Genomic DNA, 17,758 nt, shown 5'->3' with positions numbered 1-17,758 from the left:
AATCTCACAAATGTCAGAAATCCAGCAAAAGGCGATCGCCGCACCACAGTCAGAGACAGTCACTCCCTGTCTGGATCGCGGTCTGCCTCGCGCGGGATTGCAGCGGGTCCTGCTCTCCCTGTTTTGTCTTTGCCTGTTCACGGCCATGCTCTCCGGATGCAATCTCAATAGAGCCAGCAGCCGTATCGCGTTCATGGGCGATTCGCATGTGGAAGCCTGGTCGCTGCCGCGCGCGAACCTCGGCAAGCGTGGACAGACAACATCCCAGATGCTGGTGCGCTTTCCGGGCCAGGTACTGGGCCACGGATACCAGCGGGTGATCATCCTGGGAGGCACCAACGATGTGCTGCTCGGCGTCTCTCCCGCCACAACCATCTCCAACCTCGCGCGCATGGTCGAGCTTGCGCAGAGCGGAGATGTCGAGCCCACTCTCTGCGAGATTCCGCCGATCTACCGTCCGGGGCCGGATTACAACCCGCAGATTCAGAGCCTGAACTCGCAGATCGCAGACCTCGCTGCTTCGCGCCATATCAAGCTGGTCGATTACTACGACCCGCTGCTCAACCATCGCAGCTACTACAGCGACGGTGTCCACATGAACCGCCGCGGCTACTTCACCATGGAACGCGCCATCCTGCAAGTTGAACCGCTCTTCTGAGGAATGATGATTACCGAGACTGAATTCGATATCACGCCGAACGAAGAGGACATCCCCGCGCCGCAAGAATATCCGCGCGCTCTCGAGTCGCGGGCCCTCAAAGGCACTTATTACGTAGTCGCCTCGCAAGGGCTGGCCATGGCCTTGCGCCTGGGAAGCAGCATCATTCTCACCCGCCTCTTCGTACCTGCGTACTTTGGCCTGATGGCGCTGGTCACCACCATCCTGGTGGGAATGAACCTCTTCTCCCATATCGGCCTGCAGGACAGCGTCATTCAGAATCCGCGCGGCGACGAGCCGGATTTTCTGAACACCGCCTGGACCCTGCAGGTGATTCGCGGCAGCATCCTGTGGCTGGTAACCATTCCTCTGGCATGGCCCATCGCGCGGTTCTACCACGAGCCTCGCATGATCCTGCTGATACCGATCCTGGGGCTGGGCAGCATCATCGCCGGATTCAGCTCTCCCAGCCTGCTCTCGCTGGCACGCCACATCGGTCTGGGGCGGCTCTCCGCGCTTGAGCTCTTCTCGCAGGCCCTGCAGCTGGTTATCACTGTCATCTGGGCATACTTCTGGCGTTCCATCTGGGTGCTGGCATGGACCCGGGTGATCGTCGAGATCACTCGTACGGCGATCAGCTATACGATGATGCCGGAGCTGCGGCCCAAGTTCACCTGGGAGAAGCGCGCGGTCTCCGAGCTCATCAACTTCGGCCGCTGGATTCTCGTCGGGACCGCACTCAATTTCCTGGCCGGACAATCCGACCGCCTCATCCTCGGGCGCCTGACCTCGATGCAGATGCTCGGGATCTACGGCATCGCCTTTACGTTGTCGGACATACCGCGGCAGGTGATAACCCAGTTCAGCGGGCGGGTTGGATTCCCGTTTATCGCCAAGTTCGCCGATCGCCCGCGCCCCGAGTTCCGGGCTGTCGTGCTCAAGTACCGCATGATGGTGCTGGCGGTTGGCGCAATCATGCTGGTAGGCGTCATCTGCTTTGGCGACATCTTCATCATCCACGTCTACGACAAGCGCTGGCATGAGGCCGCCTGGATGATTGCCATCCTGGCCCTCGGCCTCTGGCACACGCTGCTTTACAGCACCATCAGCCCGGCCATCATGGCGCTGCAAAAGGCGCATTACAACGCGGTCGCCTACGGGGTCTATTGCGTGACGCTCTTCGCCGCGCTGTACTTCGGTTTTCACTATTGGGGAATGGTCGGCGCGGTCGCGGCCGTCGCCGTCAGCGACCTTCCGGTCTATTTCGTGAACCTCTACAGCGGCTACCGCGAAGGTGTGGGAACCTTCGGGCAGGACCTCAAACTCACCTTCGGCTTTGCCTGCCTTCTGGCTCTGTCCTTGACGCTGAGATTTTCTCTGGGCTTCGGCTCACCATTTAGCCACATCCGGTAAATCCAGGCAGGACGCTGAATCGTTGCTCAGGTAGTAGAAAAGAAGTCGGAATTTGCGTCTATTCTATGCAACTCGACCGAAAGCGCTCAGACACTCTCGACCCTGTTTTTTTTGAACTTGCAGCATTTGCCACCTTAGGGGTATTTCACAGCCGCTTCGATGTACTTAACATCCCATCAGACGGCTTCGAAGGGACGGTCACCAGAGACGTCCTGCTGTCGATTCGATCGGCGTTTAAACGCTTGAGCATACGCCGCGGATGCGACATCATATGTTTGGAGCTGATACCACGTCTCTTGTGACGGGCATGGCGAAGCTTTGACGCACATCGATGAAGTACCAAAGTGAAGTACTATTTCATCGAGCTGTGTTCTCCAAACACGTTTACAGGCAAGGCTCCGGAAGCGATCGAGGAACGGTTTCTATTTTTGAGAAGTCTCCACCCCAGGGGATCTGAATGAATCTGCAGGCGCTGGTCATCTGTCTCGTGACCATTTTTGTGATCTGGCGCTATTCGGTTGAAGCGGCCGTGCTGAACGTCTATTTGCCGGTCTTGCTGCTGATTTCCAGCAGCTATTCCCTTCTGATTGCACATTTGCCTCCGACTTCACTTCAGGCACTCGCGCTCTATCCGATTGTTTTCTGGCTTTTCCTGTCACGGCCCTACTTGTGGCGCTTTCGACGCACCGATCTCTGGTTGCTCGCATTCTGTGCGGAAGCGTCCTATTCCGAATATCTAAATAGCGGATTTCCGGGCAACGGCATCTTTTCATTTGCAGGCTTCATTTCGGATTACTTCTTTCCGTACGTACTCGGGAAAATGCTTCTCGAAGAGCCAGGCTTTCGCGAACGGTTTGCGCGCCGCCTCGTTCTTCTTGTCTCGATTGTCGGCGTGTTCTCCACTCTGGAATTCGCCACCGGAAAAAACATCTTCCATATGGTTTCCACGCACCTGTTTCGAGGCTTTCCCGGCTGGTATTTTCAGATGCGGTATGGGTTCACGCGCATCCAAGGATCGCTGCCAGGCCCTGAGAATGCGGGGAATATCTTTCTCATCTGCATTTTCCTGGGATTTTGGCTGAGGTTTGTAGCCAAGTTTAGATTTCCACCCGAACGGAGTCTTCTCAAACTCCGTTCTTCTACCTGGACGCTGCTGGGACTTGTACTTGGATCGGCGATGACGCTTTCGCGCGGCCCGTGGCTGGGAATAGTATTCGGCCTACCCATCGCCCGGATAGGCAGAGCGAAAAATTTAGCTCTCGCAGTTTCTCTCACGCTCCTTCTGTTTCTGGTCGGATACGGTGCTGTCAGGCAGTGGGCCAAACAATACACAACGGTCAGTGAAGGTGTATCCGAAGATTCGGTGAGCGAGGCTCAAAGCACCGCAATCTACCGGCAGAAGGCCTTCGCGCAATATGAAGTGATTGCCGAAAAGGGCGGCTTGCTGGGATGGGGAATGAGCAACTGGCCTAAGGTCCCCGGCCTCGATTCGATCGACAACGAATATCTCCTGCTGAGAGTCAGCCAGGGCAAAATCGGATACTGGCTTTTCATGATCATGATCGTCGAAGCGGCTATCGGGATCTATCGCGCCGTGAGGGCCAGCTTAAATCCGATAGACACATGTTTTTATTTCTGTTTGGCCGGCGCGTTGGCGGGCCTGCTTGCTTCGCTCAACACCGTCTTTACGATTGGACAAACAACGGTGCTTCTGTGGTTGATCTTCGGCTGGATTCAGTCCCTGCAACCAACGCCTCTGCCCCCCGGCTGGGTATTCTCTGACATCAGGCAATTCCGTTTCAAGCGCGTCTTCGCATGAGGTAGCCAGCGAAGATTTGCATATACAGACAGTCTCGCTCCCGGCAAAGTTTTTGAAGATTGTTCGATCCGCTCCAGGTGTTGATTGCGCTCTGTTTCGGAGATGAAAAACGAAGAGGGCGTTCAATATCAATTTCTGGCCGATTGCCGGAGGATGACTCTATACTTGAGCGATTCTCCTCTTGCAATCAAGTACGACGAGGCTGGCGCAAAAGAGTACAGCGCTTGCCATAGAGAGATGGAATGGGCCAAATTTTCCCGCTATCAGCCTGATCTGGCAGATCCGAGATGACGAAGATGCATAGGAAGATCGATCGAGATGCGTCCAGCTCCCGGAACAGATTCCGGCCTCATATTATGTTTCCAGCGCACCCGCTAAGTTCGTTCTATCCACCCGCGCCATCCCCCCTGTGCGCCATTGCCATAAACACGAAAAGCGTATCTCATGAGATGTACTTGCGGCAGCCCAACCCCGTTCTCTGCTCAGTGGGCCGGAAGTCATCGCAAAACACATTAGAAAGCAAATACTTAAATTTCTTTGCTGAGAGTCGGGACTATGTTTTCAACGGCTGACAAACCAGTGAACGACTACTCCAGCAAAGGATCGGCCATGAGTCTGTTCGACGTGTTCGAGCGTATCGTCGTGATTAATTTAGTCGAGCGCAACGATCGTCGGCGGCATGTATTGGGTGAGTTGGCGAGCGTGGGTATCGACGAGAACGATCCCCGCTTCCAGATCTTCGCAGCGGTTCGCCCGGAGGACGCAGGCGGTTTCCCAAGTATTGGCGCTCGCGGATGCTTCATGAGCCATCTCGGCGTGATTGAAGAGGCCTTGCGGGATGGCGTAGAGCGCTTGCTGGTAGTGGAAGACGATCTTCGACTCGAATCCGCCGTTCACAAACAACAACCCGCGTTGGCCGAGCAGCTGCTCGATAGCAATTGGGATTTCGCCTACCTCGGTCACGTTGAGGCAATCCCCGGCGACCTGGCAGCACCGCAGTGGCTGGCGACGGATGTTCCCGTGCACTGCACCCATTTTTACGCGTTGAACAAGCGCGTGTTATTGCCGTTACACGATTATCTGCAGAGCTGCCTGACACGGCCGGTCGGCAGCGACGACGGCGGACCGATGCATGTCGATGGCGCCTACTCCATGTTCCGGGCACGCCACGCCGTCACCACTCTCATTGCCGCTCCATCACTGGGCGGCCAGCGCAGTTCGCGCAGCGATATCTACCCGAATCGCTGGTTCGACCGCCTGCCGGTATTGCGCTTCATTGCCGGTCTAGCGCGCGACATAAGGCTTATCCGGTGAGCCGTCCGGCTGAAGTTGTAAAGAAAGACCTTTTGCTCAAAAGAACCTGCAAAAGTAAAAAAATCTAGAGAATTGCCGATTCAGGGATACTTCTCTGCCGAACTCCCCTGTGAGGCCAAACTATGAGCTCAACAAAACAAAACCAACTTTCTGTCATCCTGGTATCGCCCAATGTGTCGGAACAAATGGGGGGAGAGGCGATCAAGGCGCTGCAGATCTATCTGGAGCTTCAGCGCCAGGGAATTCAGGTTCACCAGGTCACTCACGATCGAGTCAAGCGTGAGCTGGATGAAAAATATCCAGACATGAGCGTGTCCTACCTGAAAGACACGAAGCTCGAACGGTTTCTCAATCGCATGGGCCCGTTGGGTGTATTTCTGAATCCGATCTTTCTCTGGAAAGCTACACGGCTCGCAGAAAAGAAATTAAAGGAATATCCCGGCGCGATCATTCACTTCAACTCACCCGTCTCGCCGGTGTTGCCGTATTTTCGCGCTCGTGGAGCGCGCGTGGTCATTGGACCGATCAACGGCAACATTCACTATCCGCCCGCGTTTCGTACGCGCGAATCCTCTTCCTATCGCATGCGCCGCTGGCTGCACCCTATCCTGCAGTTTCTCCATCGCCACACGATTACCGGGAAACAGCATGCGGATGCTCTGCTGGTCGCCGGCGGCGAGCGGACCTACGAATCACTGCGCATGTGCGGCTGCCGCGACGAGCAGCTCGTCGACTCCATCGATAGCGGAGTCATGGACCGCCTCTACGCCAATTCCCGCATTACGCATGCGGGAAAGAATTTCCGCTTCTTTCAGAATGGCCGCTTAGTCAGGCATAAGGGCACGGACCTGGTCATCAAGGCACTGACGAAGACCAAAAATCCCATCGAATTCGACATTATCGGGCGCGGGCCTGCGCTGGAGGGCCTGAAGGCTCTGACAGCAGAATTGAACCTGCAGAATCGCGTTCACTTCATCGAATGGATTCCCGATCACAGCAAAGTCGCTGAGACGCTGCGTCAGTATCGCGCCTTCGTCTTCCCCAGCCTTGCCGAAGCCAATGGCATTGTCGTCCAGGAGGCGATGGTCCAGGGACTTCCTGTAATTGCCTTGAACTGGGGAGGCCCTTCGCTGCTGGTCACGCCGGAGACAGGTATCCTCATCGAGCCAATCAGCGAGGAGCACGTCGTCACCGAACTTGCGAAAGCCATGGACCTGTTAGCCGAGAATGGTGAGCTCGCGGAAGAGATGTCGATTGCCGGCCGCAAGCGGGCGATAGATGATGGCTATTTGTGGTCCGGCGTAATTCGTAACTGGACATCGGTCTACGATCGCATCTCGGAAATTCCCGAGAGAGAACCTTCACTGACTCAGGCAACGACTTCAGTATGAAGCTTAAATACCTTCCGCCTCTGGACGGATTGCGGGCCTGCGCATTCGGATTGGTCTTTGTTGCACATGCGGGTCTTGGCGACTTTGTTCCGGGAGGATTGGGAGTCACCATATTCTTTTTTTTGAGCGGCTACCTGATCACGAGCCTCATGCGCGCGGAGTGGTCGGAAACCGGACATATCTCTCTCCGCAATTTCTATCTGCGCCGCTGTTTCCGAATCCTCCCCCCTCTCTATCTTGTCCTGATCATTACCTGCCTCTTCGACCATTTCTCGATTCCCTCCCACCAGACCACATGGCTGGGAATAACTTCGGTCTTATTCTATTTCTTCAATTACGCCGAACTTACCCATCTCATAGCCTGGGCTTTACCTTCCGGTCTTGAGGTTGTCTGGTCGCTGATGATCGAAGAACACTTCTATCTGCTGTTTCCCTTCATCTATCTGCTCATTCTGAGACGGTCGCTCTCGAAGCGGAAGACTGTCGCGATCTTTCTCTCCGCATGCGGAGCAGCGCTGGTGTGGAGGTTCGTTCTCGTCTTCTTCTTCCACACCCCCTTGGACAGCCCCTCGCTGTCCTGGACATACTCTGCCACCGACGCACGCTTCGACTCCATATTGTGGGGTTCTGTCCTGGCCATCGGGGCAAATCCCTGGTGCGGCGATAAAGTTGCGATCCTCGATCGGAACAAAGGGTTCTTCGCGTTCGGAGGCCTGCTATTACTCGCCCTGAGTATCATCATTCGCGAACCGCACTATCGAGAAACGCTTCGCTACACGCTTCAAGGTGTCGCTCTGCTGCCTATTTTTTATTATGTAGCCGCGATGCCCGGAGGATGGCAGACGCGATGGCTTACCTGGCCTCCGCTGCGCTGGCTGGGAGTTGTGTCTTACACGATGTACCTGAGCCACCTCTTCATCCTTTCGACTCTGCGCTTCTACCTGATCCCACATGATGTGATCATCGCGCTTGCAGCGCTGGTCATCTCAGGTTGTTTTGCGGAGATCGTGCGTCGAACCATCGAGAACCCGTCTCGCCGCTTCATGAAGAAGGTGGCAGACTCCCGGACGTCGCTGCCCAGCAAGCCCGAACTACAGACGGCCGAACGCTAAGATGAACGCTGCCGAAAATATCAATCTCGATAATTCAGAGCCGATTCCGCTTATCTGCGTGTACAGCACGAACCCTTCAGGCTGGCAGTGGTTCGCCGCGGATACAATCGGCAAGGCTCGATGGCAATTCCACACCGAAGAACCTCGGTCCTTTCTGGAAAGACTGATCCAGCGCCCCAAGCTGAGCCGAATCATGGGAGCAGTCCGGTGCGTTCGCAGCGCAAGGCGTGAACGAGCGGTCGCCATCGCCGCCCACAGCAGCATCAGCACATTTTGGATTTCGATCGCAATGCGCCTCTTCGGTCAAAGCGCGCCCCTGCTGTCGTTTTCCTTCCATTTTCCTGAACTGCCGGCCGGACCTCGCAGATGGATCATGACGCAAGCCTTCTCACAGGTTCGCCGATTCACTGTTCACTCCGAGCCGGAGAGAGCGCGATATGCCAATCACTTTGGCATACCGCTGGAGCGATTCGACCTGGTGAGATGGGGGGTGGCGCCTCCCGAGCCGGCCGATCCCAACGAGGCCCCGATCGTGAGCGGTTCGTACATCTGCGCGCTCGGCAAAGATGGGCGAGATTATCCGCCACTGATCCGGGCGATGGAGTCTCTACCGGAGCTCACCCTCGTGGTGGTAGCGCAGCCAGACAACCTGGCCGGAGTCGTCCCGCCGAAAAATGTGAAGCTCTTCTGCGACATCCCATGGAATCAGGCGATGAATATCCTTCGGCATTCGCAGTTCATGGCCTTGCCGCTCGAAACCGACGAGACCTCTTGCGGACACATCACATTAGTTTTGGCGATGTTCTGCCGTAAGGCGATTGTCGCGACCGCGTCGTCGGGGATAGCGGACTACTTTCCCGCAAATTATGACTCGCCGAAAGTTCAAGCGAAAGATATCGCCGGATGGGCGGAGTCATTGCGCGCAATGGCATCGGATCCTGCACGAAGGGAGCGATGTGTTGCTCTCGCGGAGCCATTCGCACATGCCTGCTGCTCTCACGACTCAGTTCTGGCAAGCACGTTGGAAGTTTTCCGCAAAGCCGGAATTGAGATTCCCGCGTAGGCGTTCGTCGCCGAGGCTGGAGTTCGGCAATCGTGGTTCAAGATAGAGGTCCAAAAGAAAATGCACGTTTTGTTTCTCGGGTTAGAGAAGCAAAACGCGCATGTTAGTTTCTAGCGTGTTACAAAACAGCTCTTGATGGTTACGGAGCTGTGTACGTCCAGCTTTGGATCGTTTGCACTGCAGTGTTGCCGCCGCTGCCGGCTGTGAAGCCGACATAGGCGCTGTTTCCGCCAACTGTAGCGGGGATGTTAATCGGGTACTGCTCCGTTACCGTTGCGTTGGTCGTGGTGTCAGTCAGCGTGACGGACAGCGTCGTTCCGTTGTACGCCAAGTGCGCTTTGATTACATGGCCGCTGTGCAGATTGATGCCGGTGGATGACAAGTCGGTTGCCGGAATCGTCGGCGAGGCACCGTCCGAGTAGACGCCGGTTGAGTCCGTACCCTCTCCTCCATTGTTGTAAAGGTCGAACTTTACGGCAACACTCTTTCCGATTCCCTGATAGCCCAGGCTTCCTCCCTCGCCACCCAATGCACTCAGTCCACTGTTCTGAATTGCGAATGTGAAACCGTCTGCGTTGGGATTGGTTAACAAGAAAGCAAAGTCAGTGGTGAATGCATTGACGGGAACCGTCGCTGAATACCACGCGCTTCGAGCTTCGAAAGAGCTGCCATCGGTGAGGCCCAAGACGCCGCTTGTTATCTTCGATCCACCGTTGAGCTGCATACCGCTCGCGGTGAACCCTGCAGAGTAGTTGATCTGCGGTGCCGTGGTAACAATCATGTAACTGGCGCTCGTACTGCTGCTCACCAGCGTGCTTTGAGTCGCGGCTGCTGTGGTGGCGGCTGCCGTAGCAGCGGAAGCCGCTGTTGCTGCTTGCGAGTTGGCGGCGGTCCCGGCTGATGCGCCGAGCACGGCAATCGCCTGCAGCGTCTCAGTGGAACTTACATTGATTGGAGCGGTGTAAGTCGGCGACGACGCCGTCGGAGTGGATCCATTCGTCGTGTAATGGATCACAGCTCCAGGGGTGGCATCAGTTATAGTCACCACCTGAGCGGCGACATAAGTGCCCGCGTTCGGACTGAAGATAGGCGCCGACACGGACTGCCCAGCATTGTATGTCCAGTTCAGGACATTCTGCGTTGAGCTCATGCCGCCCGCTCCTGCAGTGAATCCGACATAGGCGCTGTTGCCGCCTACGATCTGCGGGATGTTGACCGGGTAGGTCTCGGTGACAGAAGCGTTCGTTGTCAAGTCGGTCAAAGTCAGTGTGAGGTTCGTGCCATCGTAATTGATGTGCGCGTGGATCACATCCTGGCTATGGAAGTTAATTCCGGTCGACGAGAGGTCGGTGGCAGGGACCATCGGGATCGCGCCATCTTCATAAATCCCCGTGGAGTCGCTCCCTTCACCTGCGTTATTGAAGAGATCGAACTTGACCGCAACGCTCTTAGCGATACCCTGGTAGCCCAGGCTCCCTCCCTCCAAGCCAAGTGCGCTTGTCCCGGAGTTCTGAATGGCGAATGTAAAGCCGTCTGCAGTTGCGTTCAGCTGCTGGAAGCTGAAATCCGTTGAAAATTGATTCACCGGCACAGTTGCCGACGACCAGACGCTTCGAGCTTCGTTCGATCCGCCGTCGGTGAGCTGAAGAGCGCCGCTCACTACCTTGGCGCCTCCGTTGAAAACGAGCCCTGTGGTGGTAAACCCGCCGGCAAAGTTGATGGTTGCAGAACCGGTAGGAGAGGAGCTCGAGGTCGACGCAGCCTGAATCGTATAAACCGCGCTGCTGACGGCGCTGTTCGTAAATCCAGAGGCGACGGCAATCGCTTCCAATGTCGTAGATGAGCCGATGGTCAACGAACCCGTGTACTTGGTGGAAGCGGTTGTCGGCGTGCTGCCGTTGGTGGTGTAGTAAATCACCGCATTCGGAGTCGCATCTGCAAGAGATACGGTCTGGCTTGTGGTGTAGGTTCCACCAGGTATGGAAACAACAGGAGCCGCCGCGGCCGTCTCAATCGTGTAAACCGCATTGGATACGCTGCTATTCGTGTAACCGGAAGCGATCGCAATCGCGTTCAATGTCGTCGTGGAACTGACAGTGACTGCGCTGCTATACCGCGTAGAGGCAGAGGTCGGAACGCTGCCATTGGTTGTGTAGTAGATCACCGCTCCAGGAGTGGAGTCCGTAATCGACACGGTCTGCGACGAAGTGTATTGCCCACTCGCCACCGAGAAAGCAGGAGCTGCTGCGATCGGCGTGCTCCCCGAGATATCCGAGTGAGTCCAAGTCAGCACGTTCTGGGTTGCTGTCTCGCCGCCGGTCGCACCGGTAAAGCCAACGTATGCGGTATTGCTACCAACGATCGATGGGATGTTTACCGCAAACGTTTCGACCGCCTGAGCTTGCGTGACAGTATCGGTCAGGGTCAGGGTCAGATTAGCGCCGTCATAGACGATGTGCGCCTGCATCACGTCGCCGCTATGCAAGTTGACGCCCGTAGGAGTGAGGTTGGTCGCCGGCACCGTCGGCGTAGCGCCGTTGGTGTACACGCCGGTGGAATCCGGTCCCTCGCCCGATCCATTGAAGAGATCGAACTTCAGGGCTACGCTCTTGGCCAGCCCTTGGTACCCGAGGCCTGCAGCAACCTGCCCCAATGCTGTGGAGCCGCCGCTCTGAATGGTAAAGGTCATCCCGTTCGCATTCGCATTTAACAGCTGGAATTTGAAATCGTCGATGAACTTTTGCACGGGTACGGGAGTTGGGAACCAGGCGCTGCGAGCTTCCGAGGTCCCGCCATCCGTCACTTGCAGGGCGGTGCCGGCAAGCGTTGCACCTCCGTTGAGGGTGACGCCACCTTGCGTAAAGCCGTTGGCAAAGTTGACGACAGTATTTCCGGGCACGATCACATAATTGGTGCTCACCACGGCAGCATTCGCGTATCCGGGCACTGTCTCGAGGGCGCTTACCGTTCCGGATGAACTAACGGTCAGCGGAGTGGTGTACTTCGCGGATGACGTAGTGGGTGTTGAACCGTCCGTTGTGTAATAGATCGTCCCACCCGGAGTTGAAGTAATGGTGACGGTCTGTGCGTTTGCATAAGTGCCGGATACGGGCGTGATAACCGGAGCCGGCAGAGTGGCGCTGATAGCGTAGTTAGCGCTCGCCACCGAACTGGCCGTGAGGTTCTCAGCCATGGCAATCGCGTTAAGAGTCTCTGCCGAGCTGACCGTGATGGGCGCGGAGTAGACGTTAGAAGACGACGTGGGAGTCGATCCGTCCGTGGTGTAATAAACGACTGCTCCCACAGACGCCTCGGAGATGCTTACGGTTTGCGCCGTGGGATAAGTGCCGCTGGGGACACTGATCACAGGAGTAGCCGCCTGCGCCGATACAGCGGTTTCGGTGCCTGTAGCACTCCAGGTAAGCACCGTCATGGAGTGCGCAGGAAGCGAGTAGGGTGTGGCAGGGTTGAAGCTGCTCAGGCTATTGGTGGTCGGCTCGACCACATCCGACGTTTCGTTCGAATCGGTGACGTTAGTCGAATTCAACAATGTGACTTCGACGGTGCCAGTCGGGGCATTCGGTCCGGTAAAGGTAACCGGCAGTGCCGTGGTTTGATTCAAGTTGAAAAGAATCAGGCTATGGCTCTGTCCATTTAAGAATGCAAAGGACTGAATATAGTGAGCGCCGTTGTACTGCACGCCATCGCTGCTTAAAGGCTCGTTCCAGGTGGGATTGGCTCCCGCCTGCTGGGTTGCGAGCATGTCTCCCTGGATCGCGGCGTTTGCCATCTGTTCTGTGATGAACGACGGACGGCGGCGATTCGTTGGGCCGCCCATATCAACCACCGTGCCGAACAGGTAGACGGTATTTCCGGTGGTTGTCCCTTGTTCGTAGCCGGTGAGACCGAAGACGTTTTGGACACTCACTCCGTCACGCATCATCTGCAACAGGTGATCGGTCAACGTGAGTCCTGCTCCAAGCGAAGTTTCAAACTGGTTCAACTGGCTCTGCGTGATCGAGCCGCTCTGCGTGCTCAGGTTCACTTCATATACATTGATCCCGGTGGGCTTAGAAGCACCGGAGGCCGATGTCATTGTCTGCTTGGCAACGGTCACGTTCTGGTAGACTTCACCGCCCGGGGCGTCGAACATCTCGGGTTCAGCAAAGAGTGAATTGAAGAGATTCGGAATCGTATCGTTGTTGGCGCTGAACATCAGGTAAGGCGCGATATCGATCGAATCGTGCTGTGTGCTGGATTGAAGTACGCCCTGGGTGTATCCCGGTGACGCAGCGAAGCCGCTCAGCACCAGGTCAAACTTGCTGGCTTCATAATTGGGAGCCTGCCGAGCTGCTCCGAATACTTGATTCGCCCACAGCGGATATGCCGGGTAGCTCATGTTGTCGCCCAGGAACATGCCGTTCCATGTTTCGTTCCCGAGTTCCAGGTGAATCTTCTTAAAGACTGTTGTCCAGGGAGCGGTCTGTCCAGCGGCGACGCGAATTGCGCTGTACTTCGTCGAACCATCTCCGGTGAGATAGTCCATGAAGTCCGTAATTTCCTGTGGCGTGGTTGCGGTCGGAATCGTAATCCAGGGATCGGCTCCGACCAGCTGGCAGAGTTGCAGGAAATCAGTGATGCCGAAGGAAACCTGTGAAACTGAACTCTGGCTGGTGATGACGCCTTCGGGATAGCGAGCCGTCATCGGCGCGATCTCGTCATAAAGATTCGAACCGATGGAAGAACCGCCGTACATGCGAATCGTGCCCGGCTGCAGCGCCTTGAGAGTGTTGACAACCTCGTCACGGAAGACCGTCGTATTGGTCGGGTCGGTGTTGACCTTCATCACGCTGACGTCGTCAATCTCCGCGGAAGCGCCGGAGACGCTGAGGCTGGCCTGGATATGGCCGACAGAGGAGCCTGTCTCATTCGCAGTGAAGGTGAGCGTGTAGTCCTGCCATGTCGGAGTCAGTGTCAACGTGGTGTTGAGATATCCTGCCTCTCCATTTTCCAGACGATAGACGCTGGCATTCAACTGGTTTGTGCCGCCGGTTCCTTTCGCACGAAACGTCATCTGATAAGTTCCATTCATCTGGATGAATGAAAAACCGTTCAGTGTGTCCCATGCGCTCACTGCGGACACCGACTGGCCTGCGCCTGAAGCATTGAGACTCAAGGCCTGGGTTCCTGCAGTGTTGGGAGAGAGGTCAGTGGTTTCGCTGCTGACCGATCCGCCACCATTGGGATAGATCCACCAGCCGTTGTCGCCGTTTCCAGGGAAGCTATTCTCAGCGATCACGTAATCGCCGACCGCCATGTTCACGCTTTTGTCAAAGGTCACAGAGACGCCGGGGCCTACATTCAGATTTCCCGCCGTGCTGCTGACAATCGATCCTGTCGTTCCCGAGGCCGCGCCTGAGATCACGCGGTACGTTCCGCCCTTCCAGTAATTGGCGGTCTCCGGGTTATAGATATTCACATCGGTGCATGTGTTCGCCGAAACGCTCACGCATTTCAGGATGCTGCGGTACGACATCGGCTCGAAGCCGGGATTGATGAATGCCAGGTTCTTCATGATCTGCGAAGAATCCCAATAAGCCTGGTCTTCAAGGTTGATTCCAAACTTGGTCACGGCCGGCTGTTGCACCTGGCTGGTCACGTTGATCGAGGTTGGAGTGCTTGCAGTTTGGCCGCTGGCGGGCAAAAAACTGTATGCAACCGAAACGAAAACAAAGACAATGGCTACTAGACGCCGTCCCGAAAATTTCTGCATATGCCTCATCGAAAACACTCCTTGGTTTGTGCGCAGGAGGAAATAGTCAATCAATTGTTTAGTAGTCGAAAATGTAACTGCTGTAGATCTGAATGGGGAGGCTTCTTGAATCTGGAACTGCTGTTTGAGTCGGAAGGTCTAGCCTTCTCTTTTTTGTTTCCGAAGATTAACGTTCTTAACAATCATCGTTCTCTTTAGCTTTGATAACGAAACATTCCCCTTTGGTCAACATTACCTACGTGCGTGAAAATAATTCCTAAGGCTGAAAGCGTGAATCGTATTACCCAAGCAGACGAAAATACAGGAAAGCGACGGATTGCTTATGTTCTAAGCCAATATCCGGCGATCTCGCACACCTTCTTCTTGAAGGAAGTACTTGGCCTGAAGCAATTGGGTTTCCAAATTAGAACTTGCTCGATCAATTCACCCGACCGGCCTCTTAGTCAGCTCACTGCTGGGGAAGCAGAAGAAGCTCGTAGCACTTATTACGTAAAGAGTGTCAACTATTGGGAAATTGTCAGCACGTTGTTTGCGGTGCTCTTCCTACACCCTGACGTCTGCCTGCGAGGAATTATCGCGGCAATCAAGTTAGGCACGTGGGATCTCTATCGGCACTTCTTTCACTTTCTTTACTTGATCGAAGCTCTACTGCTCGGTGCGTGGATGAAGCGATCCAAACTGGATCACCTGCATGTGCATTTTGGCGGCCCGGTGGCCACGGTAGGCTTCTTGGCTGCGCATGCCTGGCGGTTCTCCTATTCACTCACCATTCATGGGCCCGAAGAGTTTTATGACGTGGAGGAATTCTATTTGGCGAAGAAGTTTCGGGACGCGAAGTTTATCTTCTGCATCAGTAACTTCTGCCGTAGTCAGGTTATGAAATATTGTCCGCCTCCGCAATGGAAAAATTTGCACGTCGTGCCGTTAGGTGTAGATACGGAGCAGTTTCAGCCTGCACCTCAAGCCACTCGCAGCACGCTCGAGATTTTTTCAGTAGGGCGGCTGACTCCAGCGAAGGGACAGCTGATTCTACTGTTGGCTTTCAAAAAATTATTGGAAAAGGGACACTCCGTTCATCTCACATTCATTGGTGATGGCGCTGACCGCAAACTACTCGAGCAGTTCGTCGCCGAGCAGCGGATGCATGAGTCGGTAACTTTCCTGGGAGCCCTCAATCACGATCAAACCCGCTCCAGGCTTGCCTCCGCGGACATCTTCGCCCTCCCCAGCTTCGCCGAAGGAGTGCCCGTTGCCCTGATGGAAGCTATGGCCATGGAGATACCCTGCGTCAGTACCCAGATCGCTGGTATTCCTGAATTGATAGAGAATGAGGTGGAAGGAATTTTAGTTCCGGCCTCGTCTGACGATGCGCTCGCCAACGCTCTCGAGCGTCTTCTCCAGTCTAGCGAACTACGCCGCAAACTTGGCGCCGCGGCGCGAAAAAAGGTCAAAAACTGTTACAATTTACATACAAATATTGAAAAATTAGCTGTGACCTTCCAGAAGTGCCTGGCTGAGAGGAATGCCTGACCGATGGTCGATGCGCTCTCGGAGTCTTTGCAGCCCGATGTCTCGATCCTGATCGTCTCGTTCAACACCCGTGTTGTGCTGCGCGAGTGCCTGGAGTCAATCGAGCGAGAATCGGCCGGTCTCAATGTTGAGATCTCGATTCTCGACAACAACTCCGTCGATGGATCACCGGAGATGGTCGAGCGGGACTTCCCCCATGTGCGCCTGGTCCGCAGTCACGTCAATCTCGGTTTTGGAGCTGCCAACAACGCTGCTCTCGAAGGTTCCCGGGGGCGATACATTGTGCTCCTTAACTCCGATGCCTTTCTGTGCCCCGACTCATTGCGCCTCGCCGTTCGGCACATGGACGAAAACCCCAGAGCAGGTCTCGCGGGAGGCAAGCTGGTCGGACGCGATTTCTCCTGGCAGCCCTCGGCGCGCATGTTTCCCGGTCTGCTGAGCGACCTCAGCGTCATGACCGGTCTTGCCGCTCGTTATCCAAAATCGCGCGTCTTCGGATATTTCGATTGCACCTGGGCAGATCAGTCCGTCCCCAGCGAAGTCGACTGGGTTCCCGGAGCTTTCTCCATCATCCGGTCTGACGTGCTGGATAAAGTCGGCTTCTTCGATCCCGCTTTTTTTCTCTACAGCGAAGAGGTCGATCTCTGCCGCCGCATCAAGGCCGCCGGCTATCAGGTCTGGTATTGGCCGGATATTAATGTCATCCACATCGGCGGAGAGTCGTCGCGCCAGGTGAAGACGCTGGAGATGTCCTCGACCGGCGCGCAGCTGGTCCTTTGGCGCATGCGCAGCACGCTGCTCTACTATCGCAAACACCACGGCGCCAAAGTATGGCTCACGAAAGCGATGGAACAGACTCTCTACCGGTTGACAGCTCTGCGCAACTCCTTCAGCAAAGATCCGCGGCGGAAGGCGCGCGCCCGGGAATATCGCAATTTGGCTGTCCTCATGCAGCGGGCGTGGCAGGAGACGCGCGGCGGACGCGTCTCGCCACCACGGCCGTGGTAGTCTCGCCGTGGCAGTCTTTTGGGGACCACAATGAAGCGCGCGCTTAAAATCCTGCTTGGCTCGCCCCTCGCAATTCTGCTGCGAATCAGTCGGCCGCTGCGCGTGAATCTGTCGCGCATCTATGCCCATGCCTCACTCTCCGCGGACCTCTCGCGTCCGCTGCCCGCATCGGTGGTGCTGCTCGGCAAGATCAGCGTCTTCGGCACGCGCAATATCGAAATAGGCGAGGATGTTCTCTTCTATCCCGATGTTCACCTTGAGACCCAGGAAGGCGCCGCGATCCGCATCGGAAACGGATGCGTGATCTCGCGAGGTGCGCACATCGTGGCCATGTCGGGCGTCACTATCGGAGCCGGCACTCTGATCGGTGAATACTCTGGAATCCGCGATGCCAATCACGTGCGCAGCGAGAGCGCCAGCATTCGCGATGCAGGACATTCTGCAAAGCCCATCACAATCGGGAATCAGGTATGGATCGGCCGCGGGGTCACCGTCGTCGGCGGAGTCACCATCGGCGATGAAGCCACTGTCGGCGCGAATGCGGTTGTCACGCGGAATGTTCCCGCCGGTACTGTAGTAGCAGGCGTGCCTGCCGTACCGATCGCTGCAAGAAAAAACTCGCTCCAGAGTTGAGCCGGCCTGCCAGGGAAGTGGCGCGGGAAATTGCGCCACGCTGC

11 protein-coding genes are annotated in these 17,758 nt (G+C 56.0%); 10 read left to right on the top strand and 1 reads right to left on the bottom strand.

The features are described 5' to 3' along the window. Positions 1 to 10 precede the first annotated feature (10 nt). The 7 genes from XX99_RS03630 to XX99_RS03600 all read left to right on the top strand — a co-directional run bounded on the left by XX99_RS03630 (position 11) and on the right by XX99_RS03600 (position 8,770). The gene (locus XX99_RS03630; RefSeq protein WP_050057977.1) at positions 11 to 658 is read left to right on the top strand and encodes an SGNH/GDSL hydrolase family protein; all 648 of its coding nucleotides are present in this window, start codon (positions 11 to 13) and stop codon (positions 656 to 658) included. A gap of 3 nt (positions 659 to 661) precedes the next feature. Then, positions 662 to 2,071: an oligosaccharide flippase family protein gene (locus XX99_RS03625; RefSeq protein ID WP_082125209.1), complete on the top strand. Its 1,410-nt coding sequence runs from the start codon at positions 662 to 664 to the stop codon at positions 2,069 to 2,071. A gap of 457 nt (positions 2,072 to 2,528) precedes the next feature. Further along, positions 2,529 to 3,890, top strand: coding sequence for a hypothetical protein (locus XX99_RS03620; protein WP_050057976.1), 1,362 nt, complete (start codon positions 2,529 to 2,531; stop codon positions 3,888 to 3,890). A 609-nt stretch (positions 3,891 to 4,499) separates the two neighbouring features. Beyond that, positions 4,500 to 5,204 (top strand): glycosyltransferase family 25 protein, encoded by a 705-nt coding sequence (locus tag XX99_RS03615; protein WP_050058103.1) that lies wholly within the window; start codon positions 4,500 to 4,502, stop codon positions 5,202 to 5,204. A gap of 122 nt (positions 5,205 to 5,326) precedes the next feature. Further along, a complete protein-coding gene (locus tag XX99_RS28285) occupies positions 5,327 to 6,595 on the top strand; it encodes a glycosyltransferase family 4 protein (RefSeq protein ID WP_082125207.1) in 1,269 nt (422 codons plus the stop codon). Beyond that, on the top strand, positions 6,592 to 7,707 hold the full coding sequence (locus tag XX99_RS03605; RefSeq protein WP_050057974.1) for an acyltransferase family protein: 1,116 nt from the start codon (positions 6,592 to 6,594) through the stop codon (positions 7,705 to 7,707). The genes XX99_RS28285 and XX99_RS03605 overlap by 4 nt, the downstream gene beginning before the upstream one ends. 1 nt (position 7,708) lies before the next feature. Continuing rightward, complete coding sequence (locus tag XX99_RS03600) at positions 7,709 to 8,770, top strand: glycosyltransferase family protein (RefSeq protein ID WP_050057973.1); 1,062 nt, start codon at positions 7,709 to 7,711, stop codon at positions 8,768 to 8,770. 139 nt (positions 8,771 to 8,909) lie between these two features. Here the strand turns inward: XX99_RS03600 and XX99_RS03595 are convergent, their stop codons facing one another. After that, positions 8,910 to 14,543: a chitobiase/beta-hexosaminidase C-terminal domain-containing protein gene (locus XX99_RS03595; protein WP_050057972.1), complete on the bottom strand. Its 5,634-nt coding sequence runs from the start codon at positions 14,541 to 14,543 to the stop codon at positions 8,910 to 8,912. 270 nt (positions 14,544 to 14,813) lie between these two features. On the opposite strand from XX99_RS03595, the gene XX99_RS03590 reads away from it, so the two are divergent. Genes XX99_RS03590 through XX99_RS03580 form a run of 3 tightly spaced genes read left to right on the top strand, consistent with a single transcriptional unit; the run spans position 14,814 to position 17,714 of the window. Then, positions 14,814 to 16,073 carry a glycosyltransferase family 4 protein gene (locus XX99_RS03590; RefSeq protein ID WP_156185773.1) on the top strand — a complete coding sequence of 420 codons (1,260 nt, stop codon included), beginning with the start codon at positions 14,814 to 14,816 and terminating at the stop codon, positions 16,071 to 16,073. Between the two features lie 3 nt (positions 16,074 to 16,076). Next, the gene (locus XX99_RS03585; protein ID WP_050057970.1) at positions 16,077 to 17,081 is read left to right on the top strand and encodes a glycosyltransferase family 2 protein; all 1,005 of its coding nucleotides are present in this window, start codon (positions 16,077 to 16,079) and stop codon (positions 17,079 to 17,081) included. Between the two features lie 30 nt (positions 17,082 to 17,111). Next, positions 17,112 to 17,714, top strand: coding sequence for an acyltransferase (locus XX99_RS03580; RefSeq protein WP_050057969.1), 603 nt, complete (start codon positions 17,112 to 17,114; stop codon positions 17,712 to 17,714). Positions 17,715 to 17,758: the final 44 nt, after the last annotated feature.

Origin of the sequence: Silvibacterium bohemicum (genome assembly GCF_001006305.1) — a bacterium.
Taxonomy (GTDB): Bacteria; Acidobacteriota; Terriglobia; order Terriglobales; family Acidobacteriaceae; genus Silvibacterium; species Silvibacterium bohemicum.
Note: the sequence above shows the minus strand (reverse complement) of the source record. Positions and strands in the feature narration are given on the sequence as shown.

Excerpts from the sequence above, each read along its gene's own strand:
- XX99_RS03605 (WP_050057974.1), top strand. The coding sequence starts at position 6,592 with ATGAAGCTTAAATACCTTCCGCCTCTGGACGGATTGCGGGCCTGCGCA.
- XX99_RS28285 (WP_082125207.1), top strand. The coding sequence starts at position 5,327 with ATGAGCTCAACAAAACAAAACCAACTTTCTGTCATCCTGGTATCGCCC.
- XX99_RS03625 (WP_082125209.1), top strand. The coding sequence starts at position 662 with ATGATGATTACCGAGACTGAATTCGATATCACGCCGAACGAAGAGGAC.
- XX99_RS03600 (WP_050057973.1), top strand. The coding sequence starts at position 7,709 with ATGAACGCTGCCGAAAATATCAATCTCGATAATTCAGAGCCGATTCCG.
- XX99_RS03585 (WP_050057970.1), top strand. The coding sequence starts at position 16,077 with ATGGTCGATGCGCTCTCGGAGTCTTTGCAGCCCGATGTCTCGATCCTG.
- XX99_RS03595 (WP_050057972.1), bottom strand. The coding sequence starts at position 14,543 with ATGCAGAAATTTTCGGGACGGCGTCTAGTAGCCATTGTCTTTGTTTTC.
- XX99_RS03620 (WP_050057976.1), top strand. The coding sequence starts at position 2,529 with ATGAATCTGCAGGCGCTGGTCATCTGTCTCGTGACCATTTTTGTGATC.
- XX99_RS03580 (WP_050057969.1), top strand. The coding sequence starts at position 17,112 with ATGAAGCGCGCGCTTAAAATCCTGCTTGGCTCGCCCCTCGCAATTCTG.
- XX99_RS03630 (WP_050057977.1), top strand. The coding sequence starts at position 11 with ATGTCAGAAATCCAGCAAAAGGCGATCGCCGCACCACAGTCAGAGACA.
- XX99_RS03615 (WP_050058103.1), top strand. The coding sequence starts at position 4,500 with ATGAGTCTGTTCGACGTGTTCGAGCGTATCGTCGTGATTAATTTAGTC.